Consider the following 25999-nt stretch of genomic DNA (forward strand, 5'->3'; position numbering starts at 1 on the left):
AAGCAGCTTTGCTATTCTGCTTTCAGGGATTTTACCGGATTGACAATGGCGGCTTTGATGCTCTGGAAACTTACCGTAAACAATGCGATGCAAATGGCCATGCCTCCTGCCGTTGCGAAAATCTCCCAGGACAAATCAATGCGGTATACAAAACCTTGCAGCCAGTGGCTGGTTGCATACCAGGCCAGCGGAGTGGAAAGTACAATGGCAAGAAGGACCAGTTTGACGAAATCCCTGGAAAGCAAAGCGACCACATTGCCTACATTGGCTCCCAGCACTTTCCGGATACCGATTTCCTTCGTGCGCTGTTCAGCGGTAAAGGCAGCAAGTCCGAGCAGGCCGAGACAGGAAATCACAATGGCCAGCAATCCGAAACATTTGATCAGCGTGTTGACAATCATTTCGGAACGGTACATTTTTTCATAATCCTGATCCAGGAAGTGATAGGAAAACGGATAATCAGGATTCAGGCTTTTAGTTACTTTTTCAACATGGTCGAGCGCTTCCTTTGTTTTCCCGGACTGTGCTCTGATCATCAGGTATTCGGTGTTAAGCCCTTTGTAATTGACCAGAATCAAAGGCTTTATCGCTTCATGAAATGTGGAAAGGTGAAAGTCTTTCATAACACCGACAATGGTTCCCTTGCCCATCCAGAAACCCACCTGCTTTCCCACGGGATCTTTCATTTTCATCATTCGGGCAGCAGCTTCATTGATGATGTAGTTGGCCGTATCTGCTGCAAAATCTTTTGAAAAATCACGGCCGTCAACCATTTTGATATTCATGGTTTTTGTAAAATCATATCCGACGAAAGTCGCGTTTACCGTATTGTCAAGATCCTTGTCACGCCCCGTCCAGTCCAGGTCACCGGAATTGCTGGTGATATTGGTGGGAATGGCACCTGTTGATGTGGCCGCCATCACAAACGGAGAATTAATGATTTCCTGACGCGCGACTTCCAGTTTGTCAATGAGAATACCCTCGATCGGAATGTACAGTACATTTTCCCTGTCCAGCCCTAATCTTTTTGTCTGAATGTAATTCATCTGGCGTCCGATGACCAGCATGCCTGTAATCAGAAAAATGGAAAGGACAAACTGAAACACAACCAGTCCTTTCCGGAGATAAGCGCCTTGCGTCGTAAAAGCAAGCCTGCCTTTCAGGATTCGGATGGGCTGCAGCGCGGACATGTACAATGCGGGGTAACTTCCGGCCAGCAAACCGGTAATCAGCAACAAGGCCGTAAGCGAAAGCCATAACGAGGGATCGGAAAAGGAAAGTGTAAACTGTTTTTGAACCACTTCATTAAAAAACGGCAAGACGGCCATAATAAAAAACAATGCCAGGATGGAGGCAAGAATGCTCACGATCAGCGATTCGCCCAGAAACTGCATGGTCAGGTATTTCCTTTCTGCACCGACTACTTTGCGAACGCCTACTTCTTTTGCCCTTTTTACAGAACGTGCCGTAGCCAGGTTCATAAAGTTGACGCACGCAATAAGCAGGATAAAGATAGCTACAACAGAAAACACCCGCACATACTCGATCCGCCCGCCCGCGGCCTGAAGTCCTTTATAGTCGGAATACAAATGAACATCTTCAAAACGCTGAAGCAAAGGAAAACTGAGCAGTTCGGGCGGCGCACTCTTTTTGATAACCTGACGCATCACCTTTTCGGCATGGGCCGCATTGGCATTCTGTGTGAGCAGCGCGTAGGTTTTAAAGCTGGAGTTGCCCCACCATTTCATCCAGTCCTGCTCCTGTACTTTAAAGTTAATAATCCAGTCGAATCGTTCGGTGGCGTTCAGTGGAATGTCTTCAAAAACAGCACTTACTGTAAAATTGGCTTTGTTGTCCACTTTCATCATTTTGCCGATTGCATTTCCCGAACCGAAATACTTTTCTGCCAGCTTGCGCGAGATCGCAATGGAAGTAGGTTGCGAAATGGCGCTGGCGGCGTTGCCGTGTATAAAAGGTGTCACGAAGACTTTGAAGAAATCGTCTGTGGCGTAAATACCGTTTTCTTTGGTGGATTTTTCACCCGCCTTGATGAGCAGATCGCGGTTCCAGGTAATTTTTGTAATCGCTGCAACTTCGGGAACCTGCTTCTGAATGGCTTCCTGCCACGGTCCGGGCGTAGCCATACCGGCGCCGGTCTGACCTTTCCAGTCGAAACCTGACCGGATGAAGTAAATCCGGCTCAAATTGGGATAGAAACGGTTGTAGGAAATTTCATCCTGCACCCACAGCCAGATCAAAAGGCTGCAAGACATGCCCAGTGCCAGTCCAAAGATATTAATGAATGAAAAAAGCTTGTTTTTCAACAAACTCCTTACAGCAACTTTAAAATAATTTTGAAGCATGATCCGGTGTTTATAGAAAGGTTGTAAAATGGAATAATCAGGTAACCATCTGCTATGCCTAAAAAATGTACCATATTTTAATTGCCTATTAATCAGTAACTTGCTTTTCCGGTATTGTCCGTTAATGAACATGGGATTTCCAAACTGAACATGAGTCATCCGCATGGACAGGCTGCAAAGGATACACGAATTCGATTTGTACAAAGCCGTTCATCAATGCATACGAACCTGAGAAGTACATGGCTTTGAAGCAGGAATTACCATAAACACTGATGACAAATGAGCGCCTGTTCTTGCAATTTCCAGCGCGTAATGATAATTTCCAGTCCGTTAAGGATGCCGATTTCCGGCCAAAATGGATCCGCTCTTATGATATTCAGTTTCTCTGCAACGCCTGATTTTGACTTTATGACTTACTTTGCACGTCATATTCATGCCACTATTCACAACGGCGTTCTGGAGATACCTGAAAGTCTCGGTCAGGGTTTTATCCGTAAACTGGAGTTCGGACAAGATTTCAAGATCACCATTCATCATTATCTGCTGATAGAAGATCTGGTCATCAAACGGAATGCTTCCGGCATGGGAAACGAACTGATTACCGTCTTTTTTTACAGCAATGAGCAGTCGCTCGGCATTGCTTTCAACGACGACCGGAATGTCACTTTTTCACAGCGCGATGATTCAGCCGTTCAGGTCACGTCCAATGACATCAGTTCAACAGTACGCTTTCCGGCAGATCAGCAAATCCATTATGTGGTCGTGGCCATCAAACCCGGGCGCCTGAAGGAACTGATACACATCAACGAACCCAATTCGGTTATCCAGACCATAACAGGAACGGGTAATTCGTTCCTGTTCTTCGAAAGCATGAATGCCGAGACAAAGACGTTGCTAAAGAACATGCTGGCAGTAGATATGAATGATACCCTGAGCAACTTTTACATGCAGATCAAGGTTCAGGAACTGCTTTACCTGAATTTTCACAAGCTGTCGCTGCGGGAAAGCGCTGCCCATCATACAATCAACAGCACCGATGCGGCGAAATTACTTCAGATCCGTAACGAAATATTGAAAGATCTCAGCATACCGCCTGTTCTGAAAGAACTGGCAGGCAACAGTGCAATGAGCGAATCGAAACTCAAGCAGCTTTTCAAGCAGACTTTCGGGTCTTCCATATACAGTTTTTACCAGCAAGCCAGAATGGAAGAAGCTGCATTTCTACTGAAACATGGCAAAGGTTCCGTTGCTGAAGTCGGCTATGAAATGGGATTTTCCAACTTGAGTCATTTCAGCAGGCTGTTTGAAAAACATTACGGCCAAAATCCGAAAAGGTATTCATACTCCTGAATTTTTCAAAAGTTTCGAACGGCGGAAAAACTCCATGATAGTTCAGGTATTTTCTTGTTTCAGGTGTGGTATCCGCATCGCTCAATCAAATAATATGACCGATTTCCCGATGATCTTGCCCTTGCTTGCCTCGTTGTAGGCTTTCCGGACTTCGTTGATGAAATACGTTTTGTCCAGCACGATCTGCAGATTTTGTTCGGCAAGCCCGGTTAGTTTTTTCAGGTTTTCCACCGTAGGTTTTACAATCAGTATCTTCAGTTTTTTCCCGGAAAAGAGATTGTTGAAAAAGGAATACAGAAGCACCTGCGGTTCAGGCAGCGTGGTAACAAAGGTGGCTTTGTCTTTCATGCGTTTTTTTGCAGCTTTAAAAGTAAGCCGTCCCGAAAGGTCAATAACGGCGTCGAACTTTTGCGTTAACTGCTGAATATCCTGTTTTTTATAATCAATAACCTTGTCGGCTCCCCATTGCTTTGCTTCGTCCAAGCTTTTGGTACTTACCACCGCCGTCACTTTCGCTCCGCGCTGCCTGGCAATCTGTACGGCAAAAATTCCGATCCCGCCGCTGGCACCGTTGATCAGGATTTCCTGATTCGGCTGTACCGCTGCCAGCTGATCCATGATCTGAAGAGCGGACAGTCCGGTTACGGGCAAAGCTGCGGCTTCTGCAAACGACGTATTGGCAGGTTTCAAAACAATATCGGTTTCCTTGACGACAACATAGTCTGCAAGCGCCCCGCCTTTGAATACATCCAGCATGCCTATAATTTCATCGCCGGTCTTAAAGCCTGTGATATGGCTGCCTGTTTTTTCCACAATGCCGGAAAAATCAATGCCCACGGATTTTGGAAATTTTGAGCCTGACATCAGTTTCATTTCACCTCCGTACACTTTCCAGTCCAGCGGATTGATCGAAACAGCTTTTACCCGGATCAGCAGCTGGTTCTGTTCAGGTACAGGCACTGCCTGTTCGGTTAATTCCAGTACATTGGCGTCGCCAAAGCGGTTGTAAATTACTTTTCTCATGTTTTTAATGGTTAAAATAAATAGGACTGACCTGAACTGATGCTGCTGGAAGCAGGCTCATAGTGGCTGTTGCCGTTTTGTTTTTAAAGGGTAACAAGTCTTTTGAAAAAAGCAGGATCAGCGTTTTCATTGAAAGTCTTTTAGGTTTGAACCCCACAAAGTTGCACGGTTTTCAAACCGGCAAATAGCGCAGACAGTCAGAAAAACAGTCCGGAACGACATCCCTGCACTAGAAACGGCTCGGATACAAGGGGAAAGCAAGTGATTGGCTGATTGCACCTTTTGATAGGTACAATGTCTTTGTCCGATGGAGCTGATTTAATGTCGTTTGCAGGTATTTTCAGGAAGTTGTTACACCGAATTTTGCAGCAATCAAAATGTATAAAGACGATGAAGAACGAAAAAAAAACCCCATTTTGCGTAGCCCTGAAGAAGGGAACAGCATTTCCGTTGTTGGCAACACCTACCGGATTCTGGCCGGTGGAAAGGACACGAACGGCGCTTTTGCAACCATTGATATGCTTGTTCCGCCCGGCGGCGGCCCGGGCCCGCATGCACATGCCGGTTTTGAAGAATCATTTTATGTGATTGATGGAGCAATTGAATTCAAGACAGAAACAGGCAGTTATGTTGCCGTAAAAGGTGCCTTTGTCAATATTCCCAAAGGCGGTATGGTGCACAGTTTCAAAAACAAAACGGAGAAGCCTGCCCGTTTGCTCTGCACGGTTGTACCGGCGGGTCTGGAACAGTTTTTCGAAGAAGTCGGACAGCCTGTTGAACACGGCCAGTTGTTGCCGCTTCCCGTCATGGATAAAGCGTATATCCAGCATTTGCAGCAGGTTGCAGAACGGTATGGCCAGCAAGTATTTCCACCTGATTTCCTGGATTAAGGAGCGTTTGTACAATGGCAAAGCGCCATTGCTCAGAATCGTTTTGGCTTGCACTACCGCAGGATCTAAGCAGCTCCACCAATAATCCTATACAAACAAATTTTAGTACTGGAATTAAAATCAAATTAAAACGAAATTAAATATTTTAAATCATTTTTAATCTGAAAGGCTGTCTCATACGTAGGTTGGTAAAACAATTGCTCATTTAACCAATCTGCTAATGAATTTTTTTAAGCAACATTTGAAACGAACGGCATTTGCCGTAGGCATTGCTGCTTCTTTTTCTTTGTTTTCGTGCGAAGATCACCGGGTACCTCCAACAGAGCAGGCCTTGCCCGACCGGATTTTTTACGCACTTTCCGATAATAACCAGCTGCATGAAATCAATGTGAAAAATACCGGTACGCCACTCCGGTCTTTTGCCGTAACAGGACTGGAAAGCGGCGACAGGCTTGCCGGAATTGATTTCAGACCTGCCAGCGGACAGCTTTATGCCATCAGTGTTCAGAGCAATTTGTATCAGATCAATGTAAAATCGGGTGACCAGCAGGGCAAAGCAACTCGGATCGGAACGGCTCCGGTGGCCGTAACGCTGTCGGGCAACATTGGTTTTGACTTCAATCCGACGGTCGACAGGATTCGTGTGGTGACCAGCACTGCACAAAATTTGCGCCTGCATCCTGAAACGGCAGCAGTCGTTCCGGGTGATGCGGCACTGAATGGGCCGGCCAGTCCGCAGGTCGGAGCCGTGGCGTATACCAACAGCCGTGCGGGCGTTGTTGCGGCGCCAGCGGGTGCAGGTACGACCTTGTATGATATGGATCCGGTTACAGACATGTTGTATATACAAAATCCACCGAATCCCGGTGCGTTGGTGGAAGTTGGTTCGTTTGGAACAAACATTCAGGAAGTTGGCGGATTTGATATTTCACCGGATGTGGAAGCTGCCAACGTGTATCCGATTGCTTCCGTCAAAGTAGGCGGTGCATGGGAACTGGATTACGTGGACCTTACTTCAGGTAAATTGCAGAAATTGGGCAATTTTCCGGCAGGTGTCAACATCGTGGGTATCGCCATTCCTTCGCTCCCGGTGGGTTACTCACTGGATGCCTCGAACAATATCCGGATATTCAATCCTGAGTCAGGAAGTGATTATGGTACTAAAGCTGTTACCGGATTGCCCGCGAACGTCATGCTGCATGGCATTGACTTCAGGCCTGCCAACGGTCGTCTGCACGCGCTGGGCAGTGACAGCAAAATATACGGCATCGATCTGGGCTCCGGTGCTGTAACAGAACTGGCCGCTTTAAAACTGGCCGATAATACGCCGGTAGCATTGAACGGAACCATGTTCGGTGTGGATTTTAATCCTGCTGCGGACCGGCTCAGAGTAGTCAGCAACACGGGCCAGAACCTGCGGATCAATGTCATGGACGGGGTGACGATTCTGGACGGCGCACTGAAAACCGGCAGCGCTGCGGGTGTGACGCCGGCCATAACGGCAGTAGCGTACACCAACAGCTATCCGGGTGTAGTTGCGGCCAATACGACTCTATTTGATATAGACAGCGGATCAGACATTCTTTATAAACAAAGTCCGCCAAACGACGGGATTCTGATCGAACCCAAACCGCTGAACAGGGATGTGGCAACGGAAATTGGTTTTGATATCGGCAATGTTTCAGGTGTAGGTTACGCGATTTTTACTGTGAACGGTACAACAAGCTTTTATTCCATTGACCTTGCCACCGGTACTTCTCAACTAAAATACGGTTTCAACACGCCATCCAAAGGTCTTGCGCTGGGATTTGGTTTGTAGCGCATTAAAGTATGTTTCTGACGCAGGAACACCGGAAGTGTTTTTACTAGTTTATCAGGGTCAGGCAGATTTCATTGCCTGACCCTGATTTTTTGTAATTAAAATTGTATAACGCAGAATCATGATCCGCTGCTAATAAAGATCCGCAACTAAAACCCTGATCATTTATTTAGGCGGGTTCTGAAATTTTGTCGTAAATAACTGGTTTTGAATCAAAGCCTATTTCTTCAAAATTCCGTTTGCAACACTTTCATGGATAAGTTGCTCCGCAAATTTCCAGATTGTTTCCGAACCGTTTTTGATAACCTTTTTTTTACTGTATACTTTATCATAATTCACACCAAATTCATTCCATGTTCCGCCCTGATTGGAAGTGTTCTGCAACAGCGGTTCCAGCCTGTCCATCGCGCGCGCAAACTTTGCTTCATTGGTTTGCTGCTCCTCAAATTCTTCCCAGACAGCAATCAGTTCCGTGGCCTGATGTTCAGGTAATATCCCGAAAATCCTTCTGGCCGCTTCGCGTTCCTCCACCGTATTGTCGTGGTTTTTCTCGGTATCATAAATGAAGGTATCGCCCGCATCAATCTCCACAATATCATGGATCAGGAGCATTTTTATGACTTTCAGCAAATCGATCTCAAAATTGGCATGATCCGCCAGCACGATAGCCATCAATGACAAATGCCAGCTATGCTCGGCATCATTTTCGTTCCGGTTGCTGTTGAAAAGTTTGGTTTTGCGGAGAATATATTTGAGCTTGTCCACTTCCCTGATAAACTCAATCTGCCGGTGTAGATCAGAAAATTCCATTTGTATTTTTTTATGCGAAGATAAAAGAACTTGTTCGGAAAACCGGATTTTGGCATAACGATACCGTTGGAAGATGAGGGCTTGTGTCCTCACAAGCTTCAGGTAATGCTTAAACAATACGGCCCGGTCGCAAACGGGTTGCAACTGGGCCGTATATATCAGTTTGATCTTGAAAAATCATTAAGGAACGCTTAACGCCTTTGTCTTGAAATTCAAGGTTTGCCAATCATAACTTTAATGCTTTCCGCTTTCTTTGCAGACTGGATTCTAAGCATGTACAAGCCGGCGTTCAGGTGCGATACATCGATATCAGCCGACTTGCCGGGTTGTGGCTCCAAGGAGGAAAACACCGGAATTTCTTGTCCGTTTGCGGATACAAGCGATAAATCGGTTTTACCTGAATGGGACAAAGCTACTCCGACAGTCATGTGGTCTGAAACCGGGTTGGGGTAAACAGATGAAGTTTCCGGGCTAACATTTTCCGCAAGACTTCCTTCCCGGCCCGTTCGGGCTGCCGGGCTGGACGTCGGTGCAGCCTGAATCACAAGCTGTGGCGGATGCAGTGCATTTTCCCGGCTGTTAAATACTAACCTGAGATTGCGGTTGGCGGGATCATTCAGTTTAAAGCTGACGATTGCGTCACCTGTCTGCTGCTGCGCCTTTACAAAACTGGTGACGTCGAATTCATAATATTTTTGCACTTGGTTTACACTGACGGAGCCGATTGACTGTTCGCGGGCAACCGGTGCATCCGATTGGGAAATGGTATTTTCCGCCCATTTGTCGTCATCCACGCCATACACATGCAGCAGCACACCCTTGGCATTTTCACGGTTGCGTCCGTAAATGCGCAGCTTTGCAGATCCTGCTGCGACACTTTCGGGTACCACAAATTTAAGGTAAGCAGATCGCCTCGGTTCGACATTTTCCGGCGTGTTCTTGACATTCAGTTCCGGTTCGGCGCCGAAGTTATCATAATAGTATCCTTCTCGGACATAAGCATCTGCAATGGCGGGAACCTCGAGTTGCGTGGTCACAATCTCGATGGCCGACAATCTGGGCATATCGGCAGCTCCGCTTATCAGATCAATGTTCAGAAAACCGTCTGTAACGGTAACCGGGAAAGTCCGGGTTATGGCTCGCATGGCGCCGCCGGCAGCAGCAAATATGTCAAAGTTGGTCAGTTTTCTGCTGCCTTCGATAGTTACATGGAACTGTCGTTTGCCTGCACCTCCGGGGCCTCTTCCCGGCGCACCATACCAGATTTCGGCAAAATGAAGCACTACATTCACAGTGCCGCTGGATACGGGAATGTGATAACCGAATGAAGGCGAACTGCGCCCCGTGCGGTAAAGTGCATCGTCCGTTGTGTTCAGGATCTCGCCCCCGGAAATGGAGCTTACGCGGTCAATGCCACTGTAAAACTGATCGGTCATAAAGGTTCTGCCATCCGTAGAGGTGAAATCCGGACCGCCTGCATTGATCCGTACAAATCTTTTGGCTGGATCGTCACCGTCGATATATAAGGTTATGTCGAGTCTTGCACTGAAATAGCCGGGAGCAAACGCCGTAACAGTGGCCGTGTACGTGCCGGGGCTCATGCCGGATGCATCCACCCAGAACGAAGTACTTCCCACTGTACCGGGCGGCAGATCCAGCCATGGCGTGTCATCGGTTTTTATCAATGTGGCATATACAAATTCGCCGTTACCGGTAATCAGGTATGCCGACTCACTTGCGGCCGGACTTGCCGGATCCACCTGAAAGCTGAGGCTGGATTGTGCCCAAGAGAGATACCCCGTTCTTTCCTGGCTGTCCAGACTTACCAGCCAGAAATCGTCTTTTCCGTCCGATCCTTTCTGGTTTTCGGTTTTATAATAGCCATTTGGAGAATTGGACGTTCCGGCCACCATCAGCGCGCCATAGTTTTCCATAATAACCCGCAGCTGATCCGTTCCTGTACCTCCAAAGGTCTTGTCCCAGGTCTTGCTTCCATTTGCCGAAAGTTTCAGAAGCCAGAAGTCATCGCCGCCCTGCGTACCGTAAGACATGGCTCGACCCTGACTGGCAGCAGAATGTCCGCCTATAGCATATCCGCCGTCGCTGGTCTGGATGAGGGAAGTCAGGACACTATGGCCATTCTGACCGCCGAAAGTCTTATCCCATTGTCTGGAACCATTGTCCTGGACTTTAATAATCCAGTAATCGTTAAACCCGTTAACAGCACTTTCCGACTTGTCGCCGCTTATGGCAGAATTGGAGTAGCCGCCCAGTATAAAGCCATTGTCCGAAGTCACCTGAAGCCGGTTCATTTTATCCGTCTGCATGCCGCCGTAGGTCTTGTCCCACTGTTTGGTGCCGTTGGACGAAGTTTTCACAAGCCAGTAATCACTGCCGCCCTTCGAACCGGTGGTGACACCGGAGCCGGCAGCCGAGAAAGTGGAACCACCCAGGATATAACCTCCGTCAGAAGTCTGTTTGATGTCAGCCAGATCCTCGCGTTTTGCACCTCCGTACGTTTTATCCCATTGTCTGGAACCGTTGGATGCCAGTTTGACAATCCAGAAGTCACGACCGGAACTGCTTGCTGTTTTTTCTCCTCCCACTGGCGAATCCGATGTGCCGCCAAGCAAATAGCCGCCATCAGCGGTTTGAATGACAGCGTTCAACTCTTCTGTTTTGGTGCTGCCAATGGTTTTGTCCCATTCCTTGTTGCCGTCTGCCGAAACCTTTACAATCCAGTAATCGCTTGTCAAAGGTTCGTCCGGGCTGTTTTCGCCCCGATTGTTCTGGGATTTGTCACCGCCCTTACCCGAGAAAGAGTGGCCGGCCAGAATATAACCGCCGTCCGAAGTCTGAACAACGGAGCGCAGGTAATCTGCTTGTGGCCCGCCGATTACCTTGTCCCATTCTTTGTATCCCAAGGATGTTATTTTGACAAGCCAGTAGTCTTCCTCGCCCCGGCTTGCCCCGGTCACGTTTCCGTCTGCCTGCGACCGGGTGTGACCGCCTAGAATATACCCGCCGTCTTGGGTAGGCGTTGCCGTATAAAGCCGGTCGGTATCCGAGCCGCCAATGGTTCTGTCCCAAAGGTTGTCGGGCTGGGCAAAGGCGTTCTTTCCTGTCAGAAGAATGCAGGCGAGGCTGAATAGAACCGCAATCAGCTTACATGCCGGATCCGGCTTTGTACATCGGTTTTCTGGTTGAATTTTGTTCATAAGCGCTGAAATTGTTTTATGTGAAATCGAATGAACTTGTTAAATAAAATTCACGGAACAGCCAGGCAAGTCCGGGCCGGGTAAAATGCAGGAAAACTGGAATCAATAAGGTTACACGGTCACTGACTGGAATGACGCATGGATGTATAACGATCTTTCGCGGGCTATTTGGGAAAGGACAATTAAGAAAGGAAATCTCCTGAAACAGTATGTTTTTCCTTCGTTTGCAACAAATTATTTCTAATGAACATTGCAATTAATTGGCTACCGGAAAGGTAAATAGATTTAGTGAAGAAATCACATCCGTTATCCGGTAATTCAGTCAATTTTAAAAATCGGTCTTTATTCATCCGCTGGCAAACTCCTGTTACTTACTCCTGAATCAGTTGCTGCGGTTCCAGAACGATCTTTTTTAAAGGCAGAATAACTGAACCGCCGGCTTCATACTGCAAAATCACCATTGTGAAGGAACTTGCAAGGGGATTAAATGCATTTTATTAGCATCATTCTTACAGATAATAGATATGGCCGATAAATTAATTCAGGATATACCGTTTTCCATTCTTGATCTTGCCCCGATTACGGAAGGAAACAATGCAGCCACCACATTCAGGAACAGCCTTCAGCTCGCGCAGTGTGTCGAGGAACTTGGCTATAAACGTTATTGGCTTGCCGAACACCACAATATGGAGAGCGTGGCCAGCTCGGCAACCTCCGTCCTGATCGGTTACATTGCAGGCGGTACGCATACAATCCGTGTGGGGAGCGGCGGCATTATGCTGCCCAATCATGCGCCACTGGTTGTGGCCGAACAATTTGGCACGCTTGCGTCCCTTTATCCCGACCGCATAGACCTTGGGCTCGGGCGTGCGCCGGGAACGGATCAGGTTACGGCCCGTGCGCTCAGGCGCAACTACATGGAATCCGCGCAGGATTTTCCGGACGATGTACTGGCATTGCAAACCTACTTTTCGGCAGAGAACCGCAACTCCCGCGTGCGTGCCATTCCCGGTGAAGGACTGGATATACCGATCTGGATTCTGGGTTCGAGCACCGACAGTGCCCAGCTGGCAGCACACCTGGGGTTGCCTTATGCTTTTGCAAGCCACTTTGCTCCCAACTATTTCCTGAATGCCATAGAACTGTACCGCCGCAATTTCCGGCCGTCGCGTTATCTTGCGCAACCTTATGTAATGGCTTGTGTGAACGTAATCGCTGCAGACACCAATCAGGAGGCGGAACGGCTTGCGACATCGTTCTTCCAGTTGGCTACGGGAATCATTACAGGAAAACGCCGGGCTTTGCAACCGCCTGTGGATAGTATGGACGGACTTTGGGGAGAATACGAAGAAGCTGCGGTACGGCAAATGATGAAATACACTTTTATCGGCGACCGGAAAAAAATCGGCAGTGAGCTGGCCTACTTTCAAAGACATACGCAGCTCGATGAGCTGATGGTCACCAGCCACATTTACGATCCCGCTGCAAGAATCCACAGCTACGAAGTCTTGAAAAGCGTGCAGAACGAAAGTGTTCTCAGCGCATAATGTTGTTTTTGGCTGCATCCTTTCCGGCCTCGGTCCTGAATGGATGCAGCCAAACTATAACTTAAATCGAATGGAGTAATATCAAAAAAAGATCTGCTAAACAGCATAAATGCTGACCAGTCAAGATAGTTAATACTTCAACCTTGCGGTTCCGGTGCATTGGTGTAGTTTCAGGTAAACCGGCCATTTGTCAGTCCAGATTTCGGATTAAGGGACGTATATAATTCAGCGGTTTTCAGATGGAATGTACCATACAACGCCCGGTATGCTCTCTGTCCTTTTTACCCATTTACCCGATAAGCAAACATCAGTATCTGAGCTAACGTTTTCTACTTCAACAATGGAAACCTGACGTTCCGGCCAGTATTTGCAATGATCCGGTTACATGCTTTTTCATGCAAGTAAACGCAGATGCGTGTACGTGCACGTTTTTGTATTTACTTTATTTTGCGTAGTAATAAATTTAGAAGTTAAACCGGGAAAAGTCGAAATACTATTTCTTCGTAATTGATTTTTATAAAATTTTATTACATTACTCAAAGTTAAATATTCCTAAACCTTAGTCCAAAATATGCCTATGCCAAAGCCCAAACTACAACTGCTTTGTTAAGTTCTGCACGTTCCCTCCAAGGGTTCTCATTCTGTTTTCTGAACGCTTACTAATCCTTAAACCTTACAGATCCATTTTCTCAGTTATGAAAGATCGATACAAACTTTTATTCAGGCGGTCGTTGCTTACGGCAACGGTGCTGTCCGCAGTGCTGCAAACATCCTGGGCACTAAGTCCGGAAATAAATGCCGGAAAGATGACCCGGAATGTGGTCAGACCACTGGAATATACCGTTACCGGAAAGGTGGTTTCCGCAGAAAAGGAAGCGCTGCCCGGTGTCAGCATTGTTGAAAAAGGAACGAACAAGGGAACAACCACGGATATTGACGGTGCCTTCAGTATCAATCTTGCCAATCCAGGTACTACGCTCATTTTCAGCTTTATCGGGTACGCAACCAAAGAAGTGGTTGTAGACGGTGCAACCAATCTCGAGATCGTTCTTGAATCGGATGCCAAAGGGCTGGACGAAGTGGTGGTCGTGGGATATTCGGCCAAAAAGGCGCGTTATCTGTCCAGCTCGGTTTCGACGATCAGCAGTCAGAAACTGCGCGATGTTACTTCCAACGAGTTGCCCAATCTTTTGCAGGGCAAAGCGCCGGGTGTTGTTGTTTCCACCAATTCGGGCGATCCTACGAGCCCGGCAAGGATCGTAATCCGCGGCTCGGGGACGATCTCGGCCAGCAGCTCGCCGCTGTATGTGGTCGACGGCAACATCGACGGCAGCTATAACCCGGTGGATGTGGAAAATGTAACGGTGCTGAAAGACGTTGCCGCCACGGGTCTGTACGGCTCCCGAGCCGCAAACGGCGTGATCATTGTCAATACCAAAATGGGTAAGGCCGGTAAAACCGAAATCAATTTCAATAATACTTTCGGATGGGCACAGGCAACAACCGGAAATTTCCGGCTGATGAATGCGCAGGAACTGTTTGATTTTCAAAGCACTTTCAACCCGCGTGATCCTTCTGTACTGAAAAACAATACCAACTGGTGGAATGAAGCATTTCGCACGGGATTTGTAAACAACCATAACGTTTCTGTTTCCGGAGGTTCCGATAAAACCACATTCTATGTTTCCGGAAATTATTACAAAGAGCAGGGAACGGTGATTGAAAATGATAAAACGGGCTATAACTTCCGTACAAACCTGAGATCGCAACTGACGAACAAACTGACGGCGGCTGTCCTTTTCAATGCGCAGTATACCCGGGACAATTACCAGAACAGCAACACTTTATACGATGCATATACCAACCTGCCTTTTGATCCGGCTTATGAGAACGGCGCACCCACAGACGGCCGCTCGTACCCGAACTGGCTTGGCCGTGACCGCGAAAATTTCCTCCATTCCATTCAGTACAATTTTGCTAATGCAAAAAGCCTGAGAACCAGCCTTGATGTAAACCTGGATTTTGACCTGACGGACAAAATCACACTTTCCAGCTACAACCGGGCCAATTTCGGAAACGGCTCCGGCGCTACCTACTACGACCGCCGTACCAAGCAGGGCGGAGCAAACGGAGGCGAGCTTTACAATAACAATAGCAACAACTATCGCCTGCTGACGTCTAACCGCATCCGTTATTCGGAGGATTTCGGAAAGCACAGCCTTACTTTGCTGGGCGTGGCGGAAGCGGAGACATCTTTTATCGAATTCAATACTGTTTCAGGCAAAGGCTTGCCGGCGGGGCAGGACGTTTTGTCGGTGGCAACGGATATTCTGGTTTCACCAACGAGTTACAATGAGCAGGTTGCTTTCCGCAAGTTTTTAGGACAGGCAGATTACAATTATGACAACCGCTACTTTCTGGTCGGTTCGCTGGTGAATGAATTTTCTTCATTGTTTGGGAAAAACAATTCTACTGCCAACTTCTTTCAGCTTGGAGCTTCATGGGTACTGTCGAATGAGAGTTTTCTTAAAAACAACAAAATACTTTCGTTTGCCAAACTGCGCCTTAGTCACGGAACCGTGGGGAATGCAGCTATTCCAAACTTTGCTTCACTGGGATTATACACCATTTCACAATCGGCCAGCTATGCAGGCGTGCCCGGCGCACAGCCTTTCCAAAAGGGAAATCCTGATCTGACATGGGAAAAAATTCGTGCATCAAACGTTGGTTTTGACATCAGCCTCTGGAACCGTATTGATCTGGCAGTGGATCTTTATAACAAGAAATCCGAAGATCTGCTTTACCAGAAACCGCTGACAGCAACTACGGGTTACAGCTATGTCTGGGTAAACGCAGGTTCTGTCCGCAACCGGGGCATTGAGTTCAGCCTGACATCCAACAACCTGACAGGCAAGCAGCTGACGTGGGAAACGAACTTCAATATGGCTTTCAACCGCAACAAAATCCTGGAACTGAGTGGCGGCGCGGCTACTTTCCGTCCGGGCAACCGTTTGCCGTTGGCAGCAGGACACGATATGGGCGAGTTCAATATGCCGGTCTGGGCAGGCGTAAATCCGGAAAACGGAGATCCGCAATGGGAAAAGATCGTGAAAGATTCCGATGGAAATGTAACAAAGGAATTGACCAATTCATATAGCTCTGTACAAACTGCGCAGTCACGCCAGTTTACCGGAAAATCGACCAACCCGAAATTTACTGGCGGTCTGACCAATACACTGGGCTACAAAGGATTCACGTTCTCGGCATTCTTCAATTTTGTGTATGGCAACTGGGTTTACAACGAAAGCCGCGCCTACTTTGATAACGATGGTGGGTGTTGCACAACTCGAATAAAAATAGCTTGAATTCTTCGCAGATCGCCTCATTTTTTGTAACTTCAGGAATGCAAGGAAAAAAGAATTATTCCGAAAAACTGTTTTTGAGCTTCCAATTATCGGACCGGATTCCAAAGGATAATTTCTATCGGCTCTTAAGAGAAGCGATTGATTTACGTTTCATTTATAGCGATACTAGGGATCTTTATGGGAGCACTGGAAATCCTTCAATAGACCCGGTCGTCTTCTTTAAGTTGATGCTCACAGGCTATCTGGAAAACATAACGTCGGATCGGAAATTAGTAGAGCACTGTGCAATGCGCATGGACATTCTTTACTTTTTAGGGTATGATATCGATGAACAACTGCCCTGGCATTCTACTATCAGCCGCACCAGACAATTATATCCAACTGCCGTCTTCTCGGCCCTTTTTGAAAAAGTATTTACAATGTGTGTTCAAAAAGGGATGGTTTCAGGGCATACCCAAGCACTGGATTCTGCACCGGTTAAAGCCAACGCGTCCATGGAAAGTTTGGAATTAAAAAAGCCCGCTCAATCTACTGAAAGCCATTTTAAGATAGTGGATGCTGAGAATAGGCCGGAGAAAAGCATTAATAAAAGGGCTTCCGGGCAATTTATAACAGCTTCTGAGCATGAGCTCACCCAATTAAAAAAACATCAGGACAAACTCCGCGAAAATCCTGTTGGCGCAAGTGGTGCATCCCATGAAAAAGCACAGTTGTTTAGTAATAAGACTCATTATAGCCCGCATGATCCGGATGCACGAATTTCAGTAAAGCCTGGCAAGGCAAGAAAACTTAATTATCACTGCAGTATGGCGGTAGATACAGCTCAGGGTGTAATCAGCCATATAGAAGCAAATTTTGCTGATGGACGTGACAGCCAATATCTTCCAGGATTAGTCAGCACAGTGCAAAAAAGGCTTATTCTAAATGAACTTAGAATGACCGATTTACTGGCTGATGCGGGGTATTCCAACGGATATAACTACCAGCTTCTAGAACGACAGGATGTCATTGGATGGATACCGGTATTCGGCATGTACAAGCCAGTGGTTGAAGGTTTTGCATATGACCACCAGGCTGATCAGTTTACCTGCCCAATGGGTAAACTACTACCATTCAAAACAATAGACTATACTGCCGACGGCAAACCGAAAAAAGCATATTGGGCGTCAAAGAAGGATTGCATGAATTGTCCTTCGAAAGCAACATGTACTCCTAAAGCAGCATGTAAAAGGATTTATAAGACGGCGTATGAACCAGCGTACCAAAGGGCTTACATTCGGCAGCAAAGCAGGCGAGCAAAGCAAATGAAGCAGTTGCGGCAGAGTACAGTGGAACCTGTTTTTGGCAGCTTAGTTCAATATTACGGATTAAACAAAATCAATGTTTTAGGAAAAGAAGGCGCACATAAAGTCATGATAATGGCAGCCACCTGCTTTAACCTTAAGAAATATCTAAAAACATCGAAAAGAAAACTTGTAAAAAATAAAGCATTAGAAGCCTTTTCCGACCAAACCAGCACTTGTGCGGGTTCCTATCATATTTCCGGTTCAACTTTCAAGGAAATTCCAAAACCAGATAGGTCACTCGAATTTAGAAATTACCAAGTACGTTGTGCAACGGCCACGATGGTTTGTATGAAAGCTACAATCAGATGATACTGGCCAGTGGCTGGTCACGCTGGCAAAAAGAGGGCGACGTGGCAACGCACCCGAAACCGATCGTGGGCGGTAACAAGGATTCCAACCAATCTTCGACGCGATATCTGGAAGACGGAAGCTACATCCGTTTGCGCAACGTGCGGCTGGGCTACACCATTCCGGTGGATGCCGTAAGGCGCATCGGGTTTGCGCGTGCCAACATTTTTGTGAGCGTGGATAATCTCTGGACCGGTACCAAGTTCACCGGACCGGACCCGGAAGCTTCATTCTCTTTCGAAGATACGCCGGGTAATTCCAGCATCAAATACCCGATCAGCCGGAAGCTGCTTTTCGGTGTCAACTTTACCTTGTAATATTTTATACAGATATGAAATTTATACAATCAAAACTTGCCTTGGCACTTGGACTGGTGTCGATGCTATCCTGCGAACAGTATTTTGATCCTACCACCAATATCAATGAAACATCTGCTCTGGCAAGCGAGTCGGATGTGCAGACCGTAACCATCGGGACATATGCATTCCTGAACAAATCGCCCTATGTATACAGTGGCCATATCATGATGGAGTACCCGAGTGACGAAATTGCCCAGGGACAAATATCCGGCAATGACTTTACGCGCGTTTACCGGTACACGCATATCAATACTTCTTCGCATGCCACGAGTTACTGGAGCCAGTGCTATAAAATAATTGCGGCAGCCAACAAGGTAATCGGCTTTGTGTCCAATGATGCCTCTGCCGAACTGAAACAGCTCAAAGGCGAGAACCTGTACCTGCGTGCGATGGCGCATTTCAACATGGTGCGGATGTTCGGAAGGCCATATCCGCAGGATAACGGAAACAATCCCGGCATTCCGATCCTGCGCGACGGGCTGAGTGATACTGAAGTAACTTCCCTGCCCAGGTCTTCCGTCAAAGAAGTATATGATTTTGTGATCAGCGACCTGCTGGCAGCAGCGGAACTGATGACGGTAAGCAAAAGCAATATTTATGCATCGAAAGAAGTCGCTTATGCCTTGCTGTCAAAGGTTTATCTGTTCAAAAACGATAATGCCAATGCATTGAAATACGCGGATCTGGTTATTGACAGCGGCAGATATACGCTTTTGCCGTCTTCCAATTATGCCAACTATTTCAAAATTGTACCGGAGAACAATTCGGAAACGATCTTTGCGGTGCGGCACACCAGCGTGCAGATTGCGGAGATAAGCAGTATGTACATCAGTTCGGATCGTTCCGGCACGCCGCTTGCGCAGGGTGTAAGCGGCTGGGCCGAGTTGTATGCTTCCCAGAAGTATATCGACTTTCTGAACCAGCATCCGGAAGATCTGAGAAAATCGTTTATAACACCGTATGTACTGAACGGAGAGCTGCAGACGAACAAAAAACTGACGCCTGCCACGCCCATGTATTACATTAACAAATATACGCTTCAGGATAACGTCATCAATGCTTCCTCGCCTGTATACCTGCGTCTGGCTGATATATACCTCATCCGTGCGGAAGCCAATGCAAAACTCGGCAACACGGCTGCCGCACTGGAAGATGTAAACCGCATCCGTACGCGGGCAGGATTAAGCGGAACGGCATTATATACCACCGGAAACATGGCGGCAGCAGGCAAAACGATCCTGGATGTGGTTCTGGAAGAACGTTTTCTTGAACTGGCTTTTGAAGGCCACCGGATTTATGATCTTTTCCGGAACGGCCGGCCGATGATCCGCAATTATCCGGGCACGCATTCACAGAACAACACTCCGACGACTGATGTCCGTCAGACCGTCATGCCGACTGATCCGCGGGTAGTTTTCTTTATTCCGCAGAATGAAATTGACCAGAATAAAAATCTGGTTCAGAATCCGTAACGGCATTTCTTCATGAATTGATTTGTTTACGTCCGTTTCAGCATCCGGTATGGTGCGGAAACGGACGGTTTTTTTACCAGTTCAGAAAGCAGGCAATGTAATCTGTAATGAATTTTCTAAGCAGCATATATGCTTCCATTGCAGCTGCATGAAAGAAATCAGCGCCAGCCCAAACCCAGACCGATACCCGCATGTGAAGCGAGAAGGTTGGGAAGCAAAGGCGGTGTATAACGCAGTTTCAGGATATAAATCCATTTTCCTGTAACCAAATGGAAGCGGAGGCCTGCCAGTGCGGAAGGCGTCAGGAGCCGTTGTTTGCTGTTGCCGGAGCGTATGTCATTGTCATAACGATCTACGGCAAACCCGCCCAGTCCTGCCTCAAGGTAGCTTTCAATCAAATAATTGCCCGGCTGGGGTACACAGGACTTTCTTTTATAGGGATTCAGTACAAAGCAGTGCGTCAATGCTCCGGAAAGGGAAGGACTGCGAAACGTTTTTTTATTAACCGCGCCTAGTCCGGCCTGGATATTCCAGAATGACTTTCTGAGATAACCAAACGCCGCTTCGGCTGTGACTGCGCCTTTCGGCGTAATGCCGAGCCATTCGGCACCCACTGCGCCTCGTATGCGCGTATAATAAGGCTGGGCAGCAGTCAGCTGTGAAAAGAAAAGCAGAATGAAAAAATATTTCAGGAACACAGGTGCAGGATTTGTTTTCCAACGAAGGAACCAGAACTGCAAGTATATCCGGCAGCTGCATTTGGTGTGAATCTCCGTATTTTGTTCTCCACGAACTGCCATTACCGGTCATACCTGATATTGCGCTGACTGATATCCACTTCCATTTGGATATTGCATCGTTTATAGGGTGTCGGATGTCCCGCAATTTTCTGGAAACCCAGTTTATGATAAAGGTTAATGGCCGGTTTCAAAATGGTATTGCTTTCCAGATACACCTTTTTTCCGCCCAGTTCTCTGGCCTTGTCAAGTGCCGACTGACCGAGCAACCAGCCGATATGCTTGCCTTGTGCTGCGGGTGCTACGGCCATTTTGGCAAGTTCAAAAGTATCTTCCCTGTCCTTCATCCGGATCAAAGCACAAACGCCTGCAGGCTGCCCTTCGTACAAAGCCACAAAAATGTGACCGCCTTTTTTGAGGATGTAGCCTTCGGGATCGTCCAGCGATTTGTAATCCGTTTCTTCCATTTTGAAATAATATGAAATCCATTGTTCATTCAAGGACCTGAAATCCGGAGCATATTTTGATTCGTAATCAACAATCTGGACTGCTGTGCTTTCACGTTGCTTTTTTTGCTCGCACACTCTCCGGTACAGCGACTTTTGTTGCAGCAGAAATTCCCATTCTTCAATGGCTCTCCAGAGATCGTGGCCTGCCTGTGAAGCAACGGATTGGATGGCGGCCTCTACATCCGTGTACTGATCCCCGATTTTTGCTTTGTAATGGCTGCCTTTTTCTGTTAGGCTGACCATCGTGCGCCTGCCGTCATGAGCTACTTTTCTCTCCTGAACGAGTCCGTGCCTGATCATTTCACGGATGATTTTGCTCACTGAAGGATGCGAATGGCCGATTTCCTCTGCAATCCCTGTAATGGTTTTCTCGTCACTTTGCGACAGCGTGTAAAATACAGGGAACCATTTGGGTTGCAGTTCCATACCGTACAGCTGATAAATGGCGGCTGCGTCACTGGTAATTTTATCAGTGAGCATTCTCAGCCTGCTTCCGATTGCTTTAACGCCTGCTTCTTCAAAAAACTTCATAGGTAAGTAATTACGTAACTGATTACGCAAATTTAATCAGGTTTAATTCCGGAATCAAAAAAGCAGAATGTTTTTTACAACCTCAAATCGTTCTTCTCTTCAGTTCGCCGGGAGGCACGCTCAGCATGCAAAGGGCGATTTCCGATTTTCGTCCGGTTTTTCAGTTTATCCGGTGCCGGATTATTAAGGACCAACTCCACGGTTCATCGTAGCGGTTTGTGCACTGCATTCTTTTTGACATGGAACCTTCCGGATGAAAGCAGGGAATATTTCCATGGCTGCTTTCACGTATTTTTCTTGCATTTGCCAGGTAGCTGTAAGCAAAACAAGTCCTTCCGAATCATCCGGATTTGCTCCTTTCAGGTTTCTGTACCTTTTCAAATGATACCGTTTCAAGGATACATAAGAAGATTTGATCCAATTCTTGGTTGTGTGTAAAACAGGGGTATAAATGTGTTATTTAATTACTATTGTGCATCCGTTTGCAACCATAATTTAGAACTTGTAAAAATTATTAGAATTCACGGTGTAGGAATAATTGTTTTACTGTCCGTGCAAACTAGACTCTATATGACCATACGTAATACTCCTAATAAATTCAGTGACGAGGAAATGCAACTGATCGAGCAGCATCAGAAAAGGAGTGATGCCTTGACAGAGAAGCACGAAGCAGAAGTTTTAGAAAGTGAGAAAAACAATGTAAGTGAAGAGTATAAATCTAAAATGCTGCTGCGCCACGCGTCCGAATTGATTAATTTATCCCATGAATTCCTGAATTTATGGATTGATCTTGTTGAGAAACAGAAAAAACCGGATTAAGATTTTTATCCGTTCCATGGGAACAACGCGAATTGAAACATGCCTGTTTTTGCCCGGTTCAGAAGCTGTAAGGCGCTGGCAACAAACTTCTTTTACCAAGCACCCTACTTTTCACTTCTTCTTGCCAGCACAAAATTTCATCATGTGGAACAATATTTTAAATTCCGTCCACAGGCAACAGTTACCGTCCTTAATCCAATAAGAAAGTAATAGTAGTAAGTAAATATGGACAGTAATCATACGTCAGTTGAATTCGCGCAGCAATTAGGTTCTTTTCCGGATATAAACTTAGCCCTGCAAGCGGCCGGACTGGGTGCGTGGGAAATAGACCCTGAGCGCAACTGTATCCTGCTGAACCCTCATTGCCAGGTTCTTTTCGGCATACCGGGTCATACGAGTGTTGCGCTGGATCAAACCGCTGAATGCATGCATTCCGATGATCTTGCCCACGTGCTGGATGTATTTTCGTACGCCGTAAGCAGCCGGTCGGGTGGCGACTTTGATCATACGTTCCCAATAGGAAAAACCAGTAACGGGCAATCCGGATGTGTACGATGCTGGGGAAAAAGCTACTTTGCTGAGACCGGCGAATTGATCCGTTTCAGCGGTATTGCCCAGGATGTAACCGAGCAGGAACGGGACCGGCAAAAGCTGGAAGCAAGCGAAGCCCGGATATATAACATTGTGCAGCAAAGCCCGATTGCCACACTGGTCGTTCATGGTGAGGACTTCCGGATCAGTCAGATCAACCAGCCAATGTCGGAACTTATCGGCAGCGACCAGGATGTAACCGGAAAGCCTTTGCTGGCAATCTTGCCTGAACTGGAAGGACAATATGCATGGAACGAGGCTCAGAAAGTATACTATGAAGGCACCAGCGTCGATCACAAGGCAGTTTTGATCAGACATAAGCGGGCAGGGGAATTAAACGACTACTATTATGATATTTCTTACAGGCCACTGGTGGAAAACGGTGTGATTATCGGAATGATACACGCTGCCATTGATGTCACCGGTCAGGAAACTGCCCGTAAAATGCTGGATGAAAACCGGGCACTCCTGCAAACGGTTATTGATCTTGCGGAGCTAGGATCATACAGCATTGATCTTTCCAGTAATCAGATATCAAGTTCTGCACGGGTTGCCGGCTGGTGCGGAATTCCCGCTGTCAGCGATCTGGACCGTTCTTTTCAGGTAATTCAGGAAACAGACAGAGACCGCGTTAATCAGCAGATAATGGGAGCCCTGGAAAAAGGCGCCGATGGCTTTTTTCAGGAAGAATATACGGTTATAAATCCGCTAACCGGACAAAAGCGCATCCTTCGGACCAATGGCCAGGTACGGTGGGATTCAGCAGGAAATCCGGAGAGCATTTACGGTTCCGTTATGGACATTACCACGCAGAAAACGCTGCAGTTAAATCTGGAACAACAGGTGCAGCAGCGTACGGAGGAGCTGGCAACAATGAATGAAGAGCTGGCCACCATCAACGAAGAATTGACGGCCAACAATATGGAGTATGCCGCAATCAACGAAGAGCTGGAAGAAGCCAACGTCCTGCTAACCCTGTCCAACGAAAATCTTCAGCAGTTTGCCTATGTGGCGAGCCATGACCTGCAGGAACCGCTTCGTAAGATCCAGCAGTTTGCCAGTCTGCTGAAAACCAGACTGGAAGAATCGCAGAGCGATGAACTTAATTATCTGAACCGTATGGAGTCAGCGGCGAGCAGGATGTCTTTTTTAATCAAGGATTTGCTTGATTTCTCCAATATTTCAAGCCGGGGTAAAATTTTCAGACCCGTTGATCTGGACAGTATCGTGGACCAGGCACTGGCAAATCTTGAAATCAGCATTGAAGAAACAAAAGCGGAAATCAGTGTAAGCCATTTACCTTCGGTGTCCGGAGATGCTTCGCAATTGTTGCAGCTTTTTCAGAATTTGCTTTCCAATGCCATCAAGTTCCATAAGCCGGCGGAACATCCGGTGGTTTCAATTACCGCCTCCCGAGTGAATGATACCGAACTGCCCGCGCATGTCAAACCGGCACGTACTTCCAGAAGTTATTTCCGGATTGATGTGACCGACAACGGCATTGGCTTTAACGAAATGTATGCCGAACGCATATTCCAGGTTTTTCAGCGGCTGCACAACAAGAATACTTATGTTGGTACCGGAATCGGTTTGGCCATTTGCGAGAAAGTTGTCGTAAGCCACGGCGGAGCCATCACAGCTTCCAGCTCGCCCGGAAAAGGAGCAACGTTCAGTATTTTTTTTCCTTCAAACGGACCTGGCGAACTGTAGTTCATGGCGGACACCATACGATGACCACAGACCGGATGAAAATAGGTTGGCTTGAAACACGTTCGGACTTTCCTGCAACAGGCAACAAGGAAGCTGTTTTACATCCGAACTACGTTCTTTTTACTCATGTTTTTTGGAGTTGCAATCCTGATTTTAAACAGTGAAGGCCAGTTCTTGCCTGTTATGTAGAACGCGTTTTCGGATGGCTGATAGGCAATCCCGTTCAGTACACTGGAACCGGGCCGGTCCACCTCTGCAGGTACTATTTTCTTCATGTCCATTTTGCCTGTCACTTTACCTGTTTGCAGGTCAATCTGAACAATCTGGTTGGTTTCCCAAATGTTGGCATACACATAGCCGTCCACATATTCCAGTTCATTGATTTTTAACACTGGTCCTTGATTGTCATAAACTTCCACTTCACCGGTTTTCTCAAACTCAGCATCAAAGAAGAAAAGCCGGTTGGAACCGTCTCCCATGATGATACATGTATCGTTATGCGTCATTCCCCAGCCTTGCGTGTAGTAAGAAAACGTTTTATCCAGTGTAAAATCCGGATGGTAACGGAAGCCGATGCCGGATTGCCATGTAAGCTGATAGATTTTATTTCTGAAAACCGTCATTCCTTCACCAAAATACTGTTCTGCAATCGGAACGGATTTCAGGATGGCACCCGTTTGGAGGTCTACTTTCAGGAGCTGCGATTTTCCGTTTTCACCTGTGCTTTCATAAAGTTCATGGTTATGAAATTCAAGACCCTCCGTGAAACTGGACTTTTGATGCGGGTAGGAAGCCAGCAAAGTGTAGCTAATTTCCGTGGGAACAATATCCGAAATCAACGTTACGGAAAGGGTATCAGCAAAAGGTTCATTGGCGTTCGTGGTGCCGTTTACCACAAGCTGCTTCCATCCGGTTGTAGGCGAAACAGCTTTGAAACCCACCTTTTCAGCCGAAATTCTATAATCTGAAATCTTCAAGCCATTCCACAAAATCTCAAAATGCCGTACCGGTTGTGTAAAGGCAACGGTGATGGAATCGCCTGTGGCATAGCTGCTTTTTGGGAGGGTTGCAACAGGATTTTTACCGGAGTCCGTCGTATGGGAATCCGATTTCCTTTCCTGATTGCAGGAAAAGAAAGTCATGATTCCTGTTATAAGAAAAAACCGGATGCAACGCGTGTACATAGAATGGT

The 25999-nt window shown here is 47.0% G+C and carries 18 protein-coding genes; 10 read left to right on the forward strand and 8 right to left on the reverse strand.

The window, feature by feature from the left end; genetic code table 11:
• Nucleotides 1-11 precede the first annotated feature (11 nt).
• On the reverse strand, nucleotides 12-2363 hold the full coding sequence (locus tag FEM55_RS02750; protein WP_138279779.1) for an ABC transporter permease: 2352 nt from the start codon (nucleotides 2361-2363) through the stop codon (nucleotides 12-14).
• A 369-nt stretch (nucleotides 2364-2732) separates the two neighbouring features.
• Here FEM55_RS02750 and FEM55_RS02755 point away from each other — a divergent pair, with 369 nt between their 5' ends.
• Nucleotides 2733-3713 carry a helix-turn-helix transcriptional regulator gene (locus FEM55_RS02755; RefSeq protein ID WP_138279780.1) on the forward strand — a complete coding sequence of 327 codons (981 nt, stop codon included), beginning with the start codon at nucleotides 2733-2735 and terminating at the stop codon, nucleotides 3711-3713.
• Nucleotides 3714-3794: 81 nt separating this feature from the next.
• Here the strand turns inward: FEM55_RS02755 and FEM55_RS02760 are convergent, their stop codons facing one another.
• Nucleotides 3795-4736 (reverse strand): NAD(P)-dependent alcohol dehydrogenase, encoded by a 942-nt coding sequence (locus tag FEM55_RS02760; RefSeq protein WP_138279781.1) that lies wholly within the window; start codon nucleotides 4734-4736, stop codon nucleotides 3795-3797.
• Nucleotides 4737-5113: 377 nt separating this feature from the next.
• On the opposite strand from FEM55_RS02760, the gene FEM55_RS02765 reads away from it, so the two are divergent.
• Nucleotides 5114-5626 carry a cupin domain-containing protein gene (locus FEM55_RS02765; protein ID WP_138279782.1) on the forward strand — a complete coding sequence of 171 codons (513 nt, stop codon included), beginning with the start codon at nucleotides 5114-5116 and terminating at the stop codon, nucleotides 5624-5626.
• Between the two features lie 220 nt (nucleotides 5627-5846).
• On the forward strand, nucleotides 5847-7445 hold the full coding sequence (locus FEM55_RS02770; protein WP_138279783.1) for a DUF4394 domain-containing protein: 1599 nt from the start codon (nucleotides 5847-5849) through the stop codon (nucleotides 7443-7445).
• A 219-nt stretch (nucleotides 7446-7664) separates the two neighbouring features.
• Here FEM55_RS02770 and FEM55_RS02775 read toward each other — a convergent pair whose 3' ends face one another.
• Both FEM55_RS02775 and FEM55_RS02780 read right to left on the reverse strand, forming a co-directional pair.
• Nucleotides 7665-8255, reverse strand: a complete 591-nt coding sequence (locus FEM55_RS02775) for an HD domain-containing protein (protein ID WP_138279784.1) — start codon at nucleotides 8253-8255, stop codon at nucleotides 7665-7667.
• Between the two features lie 212 nt (nucleotides 8256-8467).
• Entirely contained in the window at nucleotides 8468-11473 is a 3006-nt protein-coding gene (locus FEM55_RS02780; RefSeq protein ID WP_138279785.1) for a CBM96 family carbohydrate-binding protein, read from the reverse strand.
• Between the two features lie 524 nt (nucleotides 11474-11997).
• Between FEM55_RS02780 and FEM55_RS02785 the strand changes: the two genes are divergently transcribed.
• The 5 genes from FEM55_RS02785 (at nucleotide 11998) to FEM55_RS02805 (ending at nucleotide 19910) form a co-directional block, all read left to right on the forward strand.
• Entirely contained in the window at nucleotides 11998-13020 is a 1023-nt protein-coding gene (locus FEM55_RS02785; RefSeq protein ID WP_138279786.1) for an LLM class flavin-dependent oxidoreductase, read from the forward strand.
• Nucleotides 13021-13715: 695 nt separating this feature from the next.
• Complete coding sequence (locus FEM55_RS02790) at nucleotides 13716-16385, forward strand: SusC/RagA family TonB-linked outer membrane protein (RefSeq protein WP_138279787.1); 2670 nt, start codon at nucleotides 13716-13718, stop codon at nucleotides 16383-16385.
• Complete coding sequence (locus tag FEM55_RS02795) at nucleotides 16382-18040, forward strand: IS1182 family transposase (protein WP_138279788.1); 1659 nt, start codon at nucleotides 16382-16384, stop codon at nucleotides 18038-18040. Before FEM55_RS02790 ends, FEM55_RS02795 begins: the two co-directional genes overlap by 4 nt.
• On the forward strand, nucleotides 18037-18396 hold the full coding sequence (locus tag FEM55_RS02800; protein ID WP_138279789.1) for a hypothetical protein: 360 nt from the start codon (nucleotides 18037-18039) through the stop codon (nucleotides 18394-18396). Before FEM55_RS02795 ends, FEM55_RS02800 begins: the two co-directional genes overlap by 4 nt.
• A gap of 14 nt (nucleotides 18397-18410) precedes the next feature.
• Nucleotides 18411-19910 (forward strand): RagB/SusD family nutrient uptake outer membrane protein, encoded by a 1500-nt coding sequence (locus FEM55_RS02805; protein WP_138279790.1) that lies wholly within the window; start codon nucleotides 18411-18413, stop codon nucleotides 19908-19910.
• A 158-nt stretch (nucleotides 19911-20068) separates the two neighbouring features.
• Here FEM55_RS02805 and FEM55_RS02810 read toward each other — a convergent pair whose 3' ends face one another.
• The 3 genes from FEM55_RS02810 to FEM55_RS02820 all read right to left on the reverse strand — a co-directional run bounded on the left by FEM55_RS02810 (nucleotide 20069) and on the right by FEM55_RS02820 (nucleotide 22068).
• Complete coding sequence (locus tag FEM55_RS02810; RefSeq protein ID WP_138279791.1) at nucleotides 20069-20608, reverse strand: hypothetical protein; 540 nt, start codon at nucleotides 20606-20608, stop codon at nucleotides 20069-20071.
• A gap of 101 nt (nucleotides 20609-20709) precedes the next feature.
• Nucleotides 20710-21687, reverse strand: coding sequence for a bifunctional helix-turn-helix transcriptional regulator/GNAT family N-acetyltransferase (locus FEM55_RS02815; RefSeq protein WP_138279792.1), 978 nt, complete (start codon nucleotides 21685-21687; stop codon nucleotides 20710-20712).
• 183 nt (nucleotides 21688-21870) lie between these two features.
• Entirely contained in the window at nucleotides 21871-22068 is a 198-nt protein-coding gene (locus FEM55_RS02820) for a hypothetical protein (RefSeq protein WP_138279793.1), read from the reverse strand.
• A gap of 189 nt (nucleotides 22069-22257) precedes the next feature.
• Between FEM55_RS02820 and FEM55_RS02825 the strand changes: the two genes are divergently transcribed.
• Together FEM55_RS02825 and FEM55_RS02830 are read left to right on the forward strand one after the other, a co-directional pair.
• The gene (locus FEM55_RS02825) at nucleotides 22258-22506 is read left to right on the forward strand and encodes a hypothetical protein (protein WP_138279794.1); all 249 of its coding nucleotides are present in this window, start codon (nucleotides 22258-22260) and stop codon (nucleotides 22504-22506) included.
• 225 nt (nucleotides 22507-22731) lie between these two features.
• Complete coding sequence (locus FEM55_RS02830; RefSeq protein WP_138279795.1) at nucleotides 22732-24807, forward strand: ATP-binding protein; 2076 nt, start codon at nucleotides 22732-22734, stop codon at nucleotides 24805-24807.
• A 98-nt stretch (nucleotides 24808-24905) separates the two neighbouring features.
• On the opposite strand, the gene FEM55_RS02835 is transcribed toward FEM55_RS02830, so the two are convergent.
• Nucleotides 24906-25991, reverse strand: coding sequence for a glutaminyl-peptide cyclotransferase (locus tag FEM55_RS02835; RefSeq protein WP_138279796.1), 1086 nt, complete (start codon nucleotides 25989-25991; stop codon nucleotides 24906-24908).
• Nucleotides 25992-25999: the final 8 nt, after the last annotated feature.

The organism is Dyadobacter sediminis (assembly GCF_005860765.1).
GTDB classification, from domain to species: Bacteria; Bacteroidota; Bacteroidia; order Cytophagales; family Spirosomataceae; genus Dyadobacter; species Dyadobacter sediminis.

Coding starts and splice junctions, on each gene's coding strand:
- FEM55_RS02785 (WP_138279786.1), top strand. CDS start 11,998: ATGGCCGATAAATTAATTCAGGATATACCGTTTTCCATTCTTGATCTT.
- FEM55_RS02760 (WP_138279781.1), bottom strand. CDS start 4,736: ATGAGAAAAGTAATTTACAACCGCTTTGGCGACGCCAATGTACTGGAA.
- FEM55_RS02790 (WP_138279787.1), top strand. CDS start 13,716: ATGAAAGATCGATACAAACTTTTATTCAGGCGGTCGTTGCTTACGGCA.
- FEM55_RS02750 (WP_138279779.1), bottom strand. CDS start 2,363: ATGCTTCAAAATTATTTTAAAGTTGCTGTAAGGAGTTTGTTGAAAAAC.
- FEM55_RS02770 (WP_138279783.1), top strand. CDS start 5,847: ATGAATTTTTTTAAGCAACATTTGAAACGAACGGCATTTGCCGTAGGC.
- FEM55_RS02835 (WP_138279796.1), bottom strand. CDS start 25,991: ATGTACACGCGTTGCATCCGGTTTTTTCTTATAACAGGAATCATGACT.
- FEM55_RS02830 (WP_138279795.1), top strand. CDS start 22,732: ATGGACAGTAATCATACGTCAGTTGAATTCGCGCAGCAATTAGGTTCT.
- FEM55_RS02755 (WP_138279780.1), top strand. CDS start 2,733: ATGATATTCAGTTTCTCTGCAACGCCTGATTTTGACTTTATGACTTAC.
- FEM55_RS02815 (WP_138279792.1), bottom strand. CDS start 21,687: ATGAAGTTTTTTGAAGAAGCAGGCGTTAAAGCAATCGGAAGCAGGCTG.
- FEM55_RS02800 (WP_138279789.1), top strand. CDS start 18,037: ATGATACTGGCCAGTGGCTGGTCACGCTGGCAAAAAGAGGGCGACGTG.
- FEM55_RS02765 (WP_138279782.1), top strand. CDS start 5,114: ATGTATAAAGACGATGAAGAACGAAAAAAAAACCCCATTTTGCGTAGC.
- FEM55_RS02780 (WP_138279785.1), bottom strand. CDS start 11,473: ATGAACAAAATTCAACCAGAAAACCGATGTACAAAGCCGGATCCGGCA.
- FEM55_RS02825 (WP_138279794.1), top strand. CDS start 22,258: ATGACCATACGTAATACTCCTAATAAATTCAGTGACGAGGAAATGCAA.
- FEM55_RS02775 (WP_138279784.1), bottom strand. CDS start 8,255: ATGGAATTTTCTGATCTACACCGGCAGATTGAGTTTATCAGGGAAGTG.
- FEM55_RS02805 (WP_138279790.1), top strand. CDS start 18,411: ATGAAATTTATACAATCAAAACTTGCCTTGGCACTTGGACTGGTGTCG.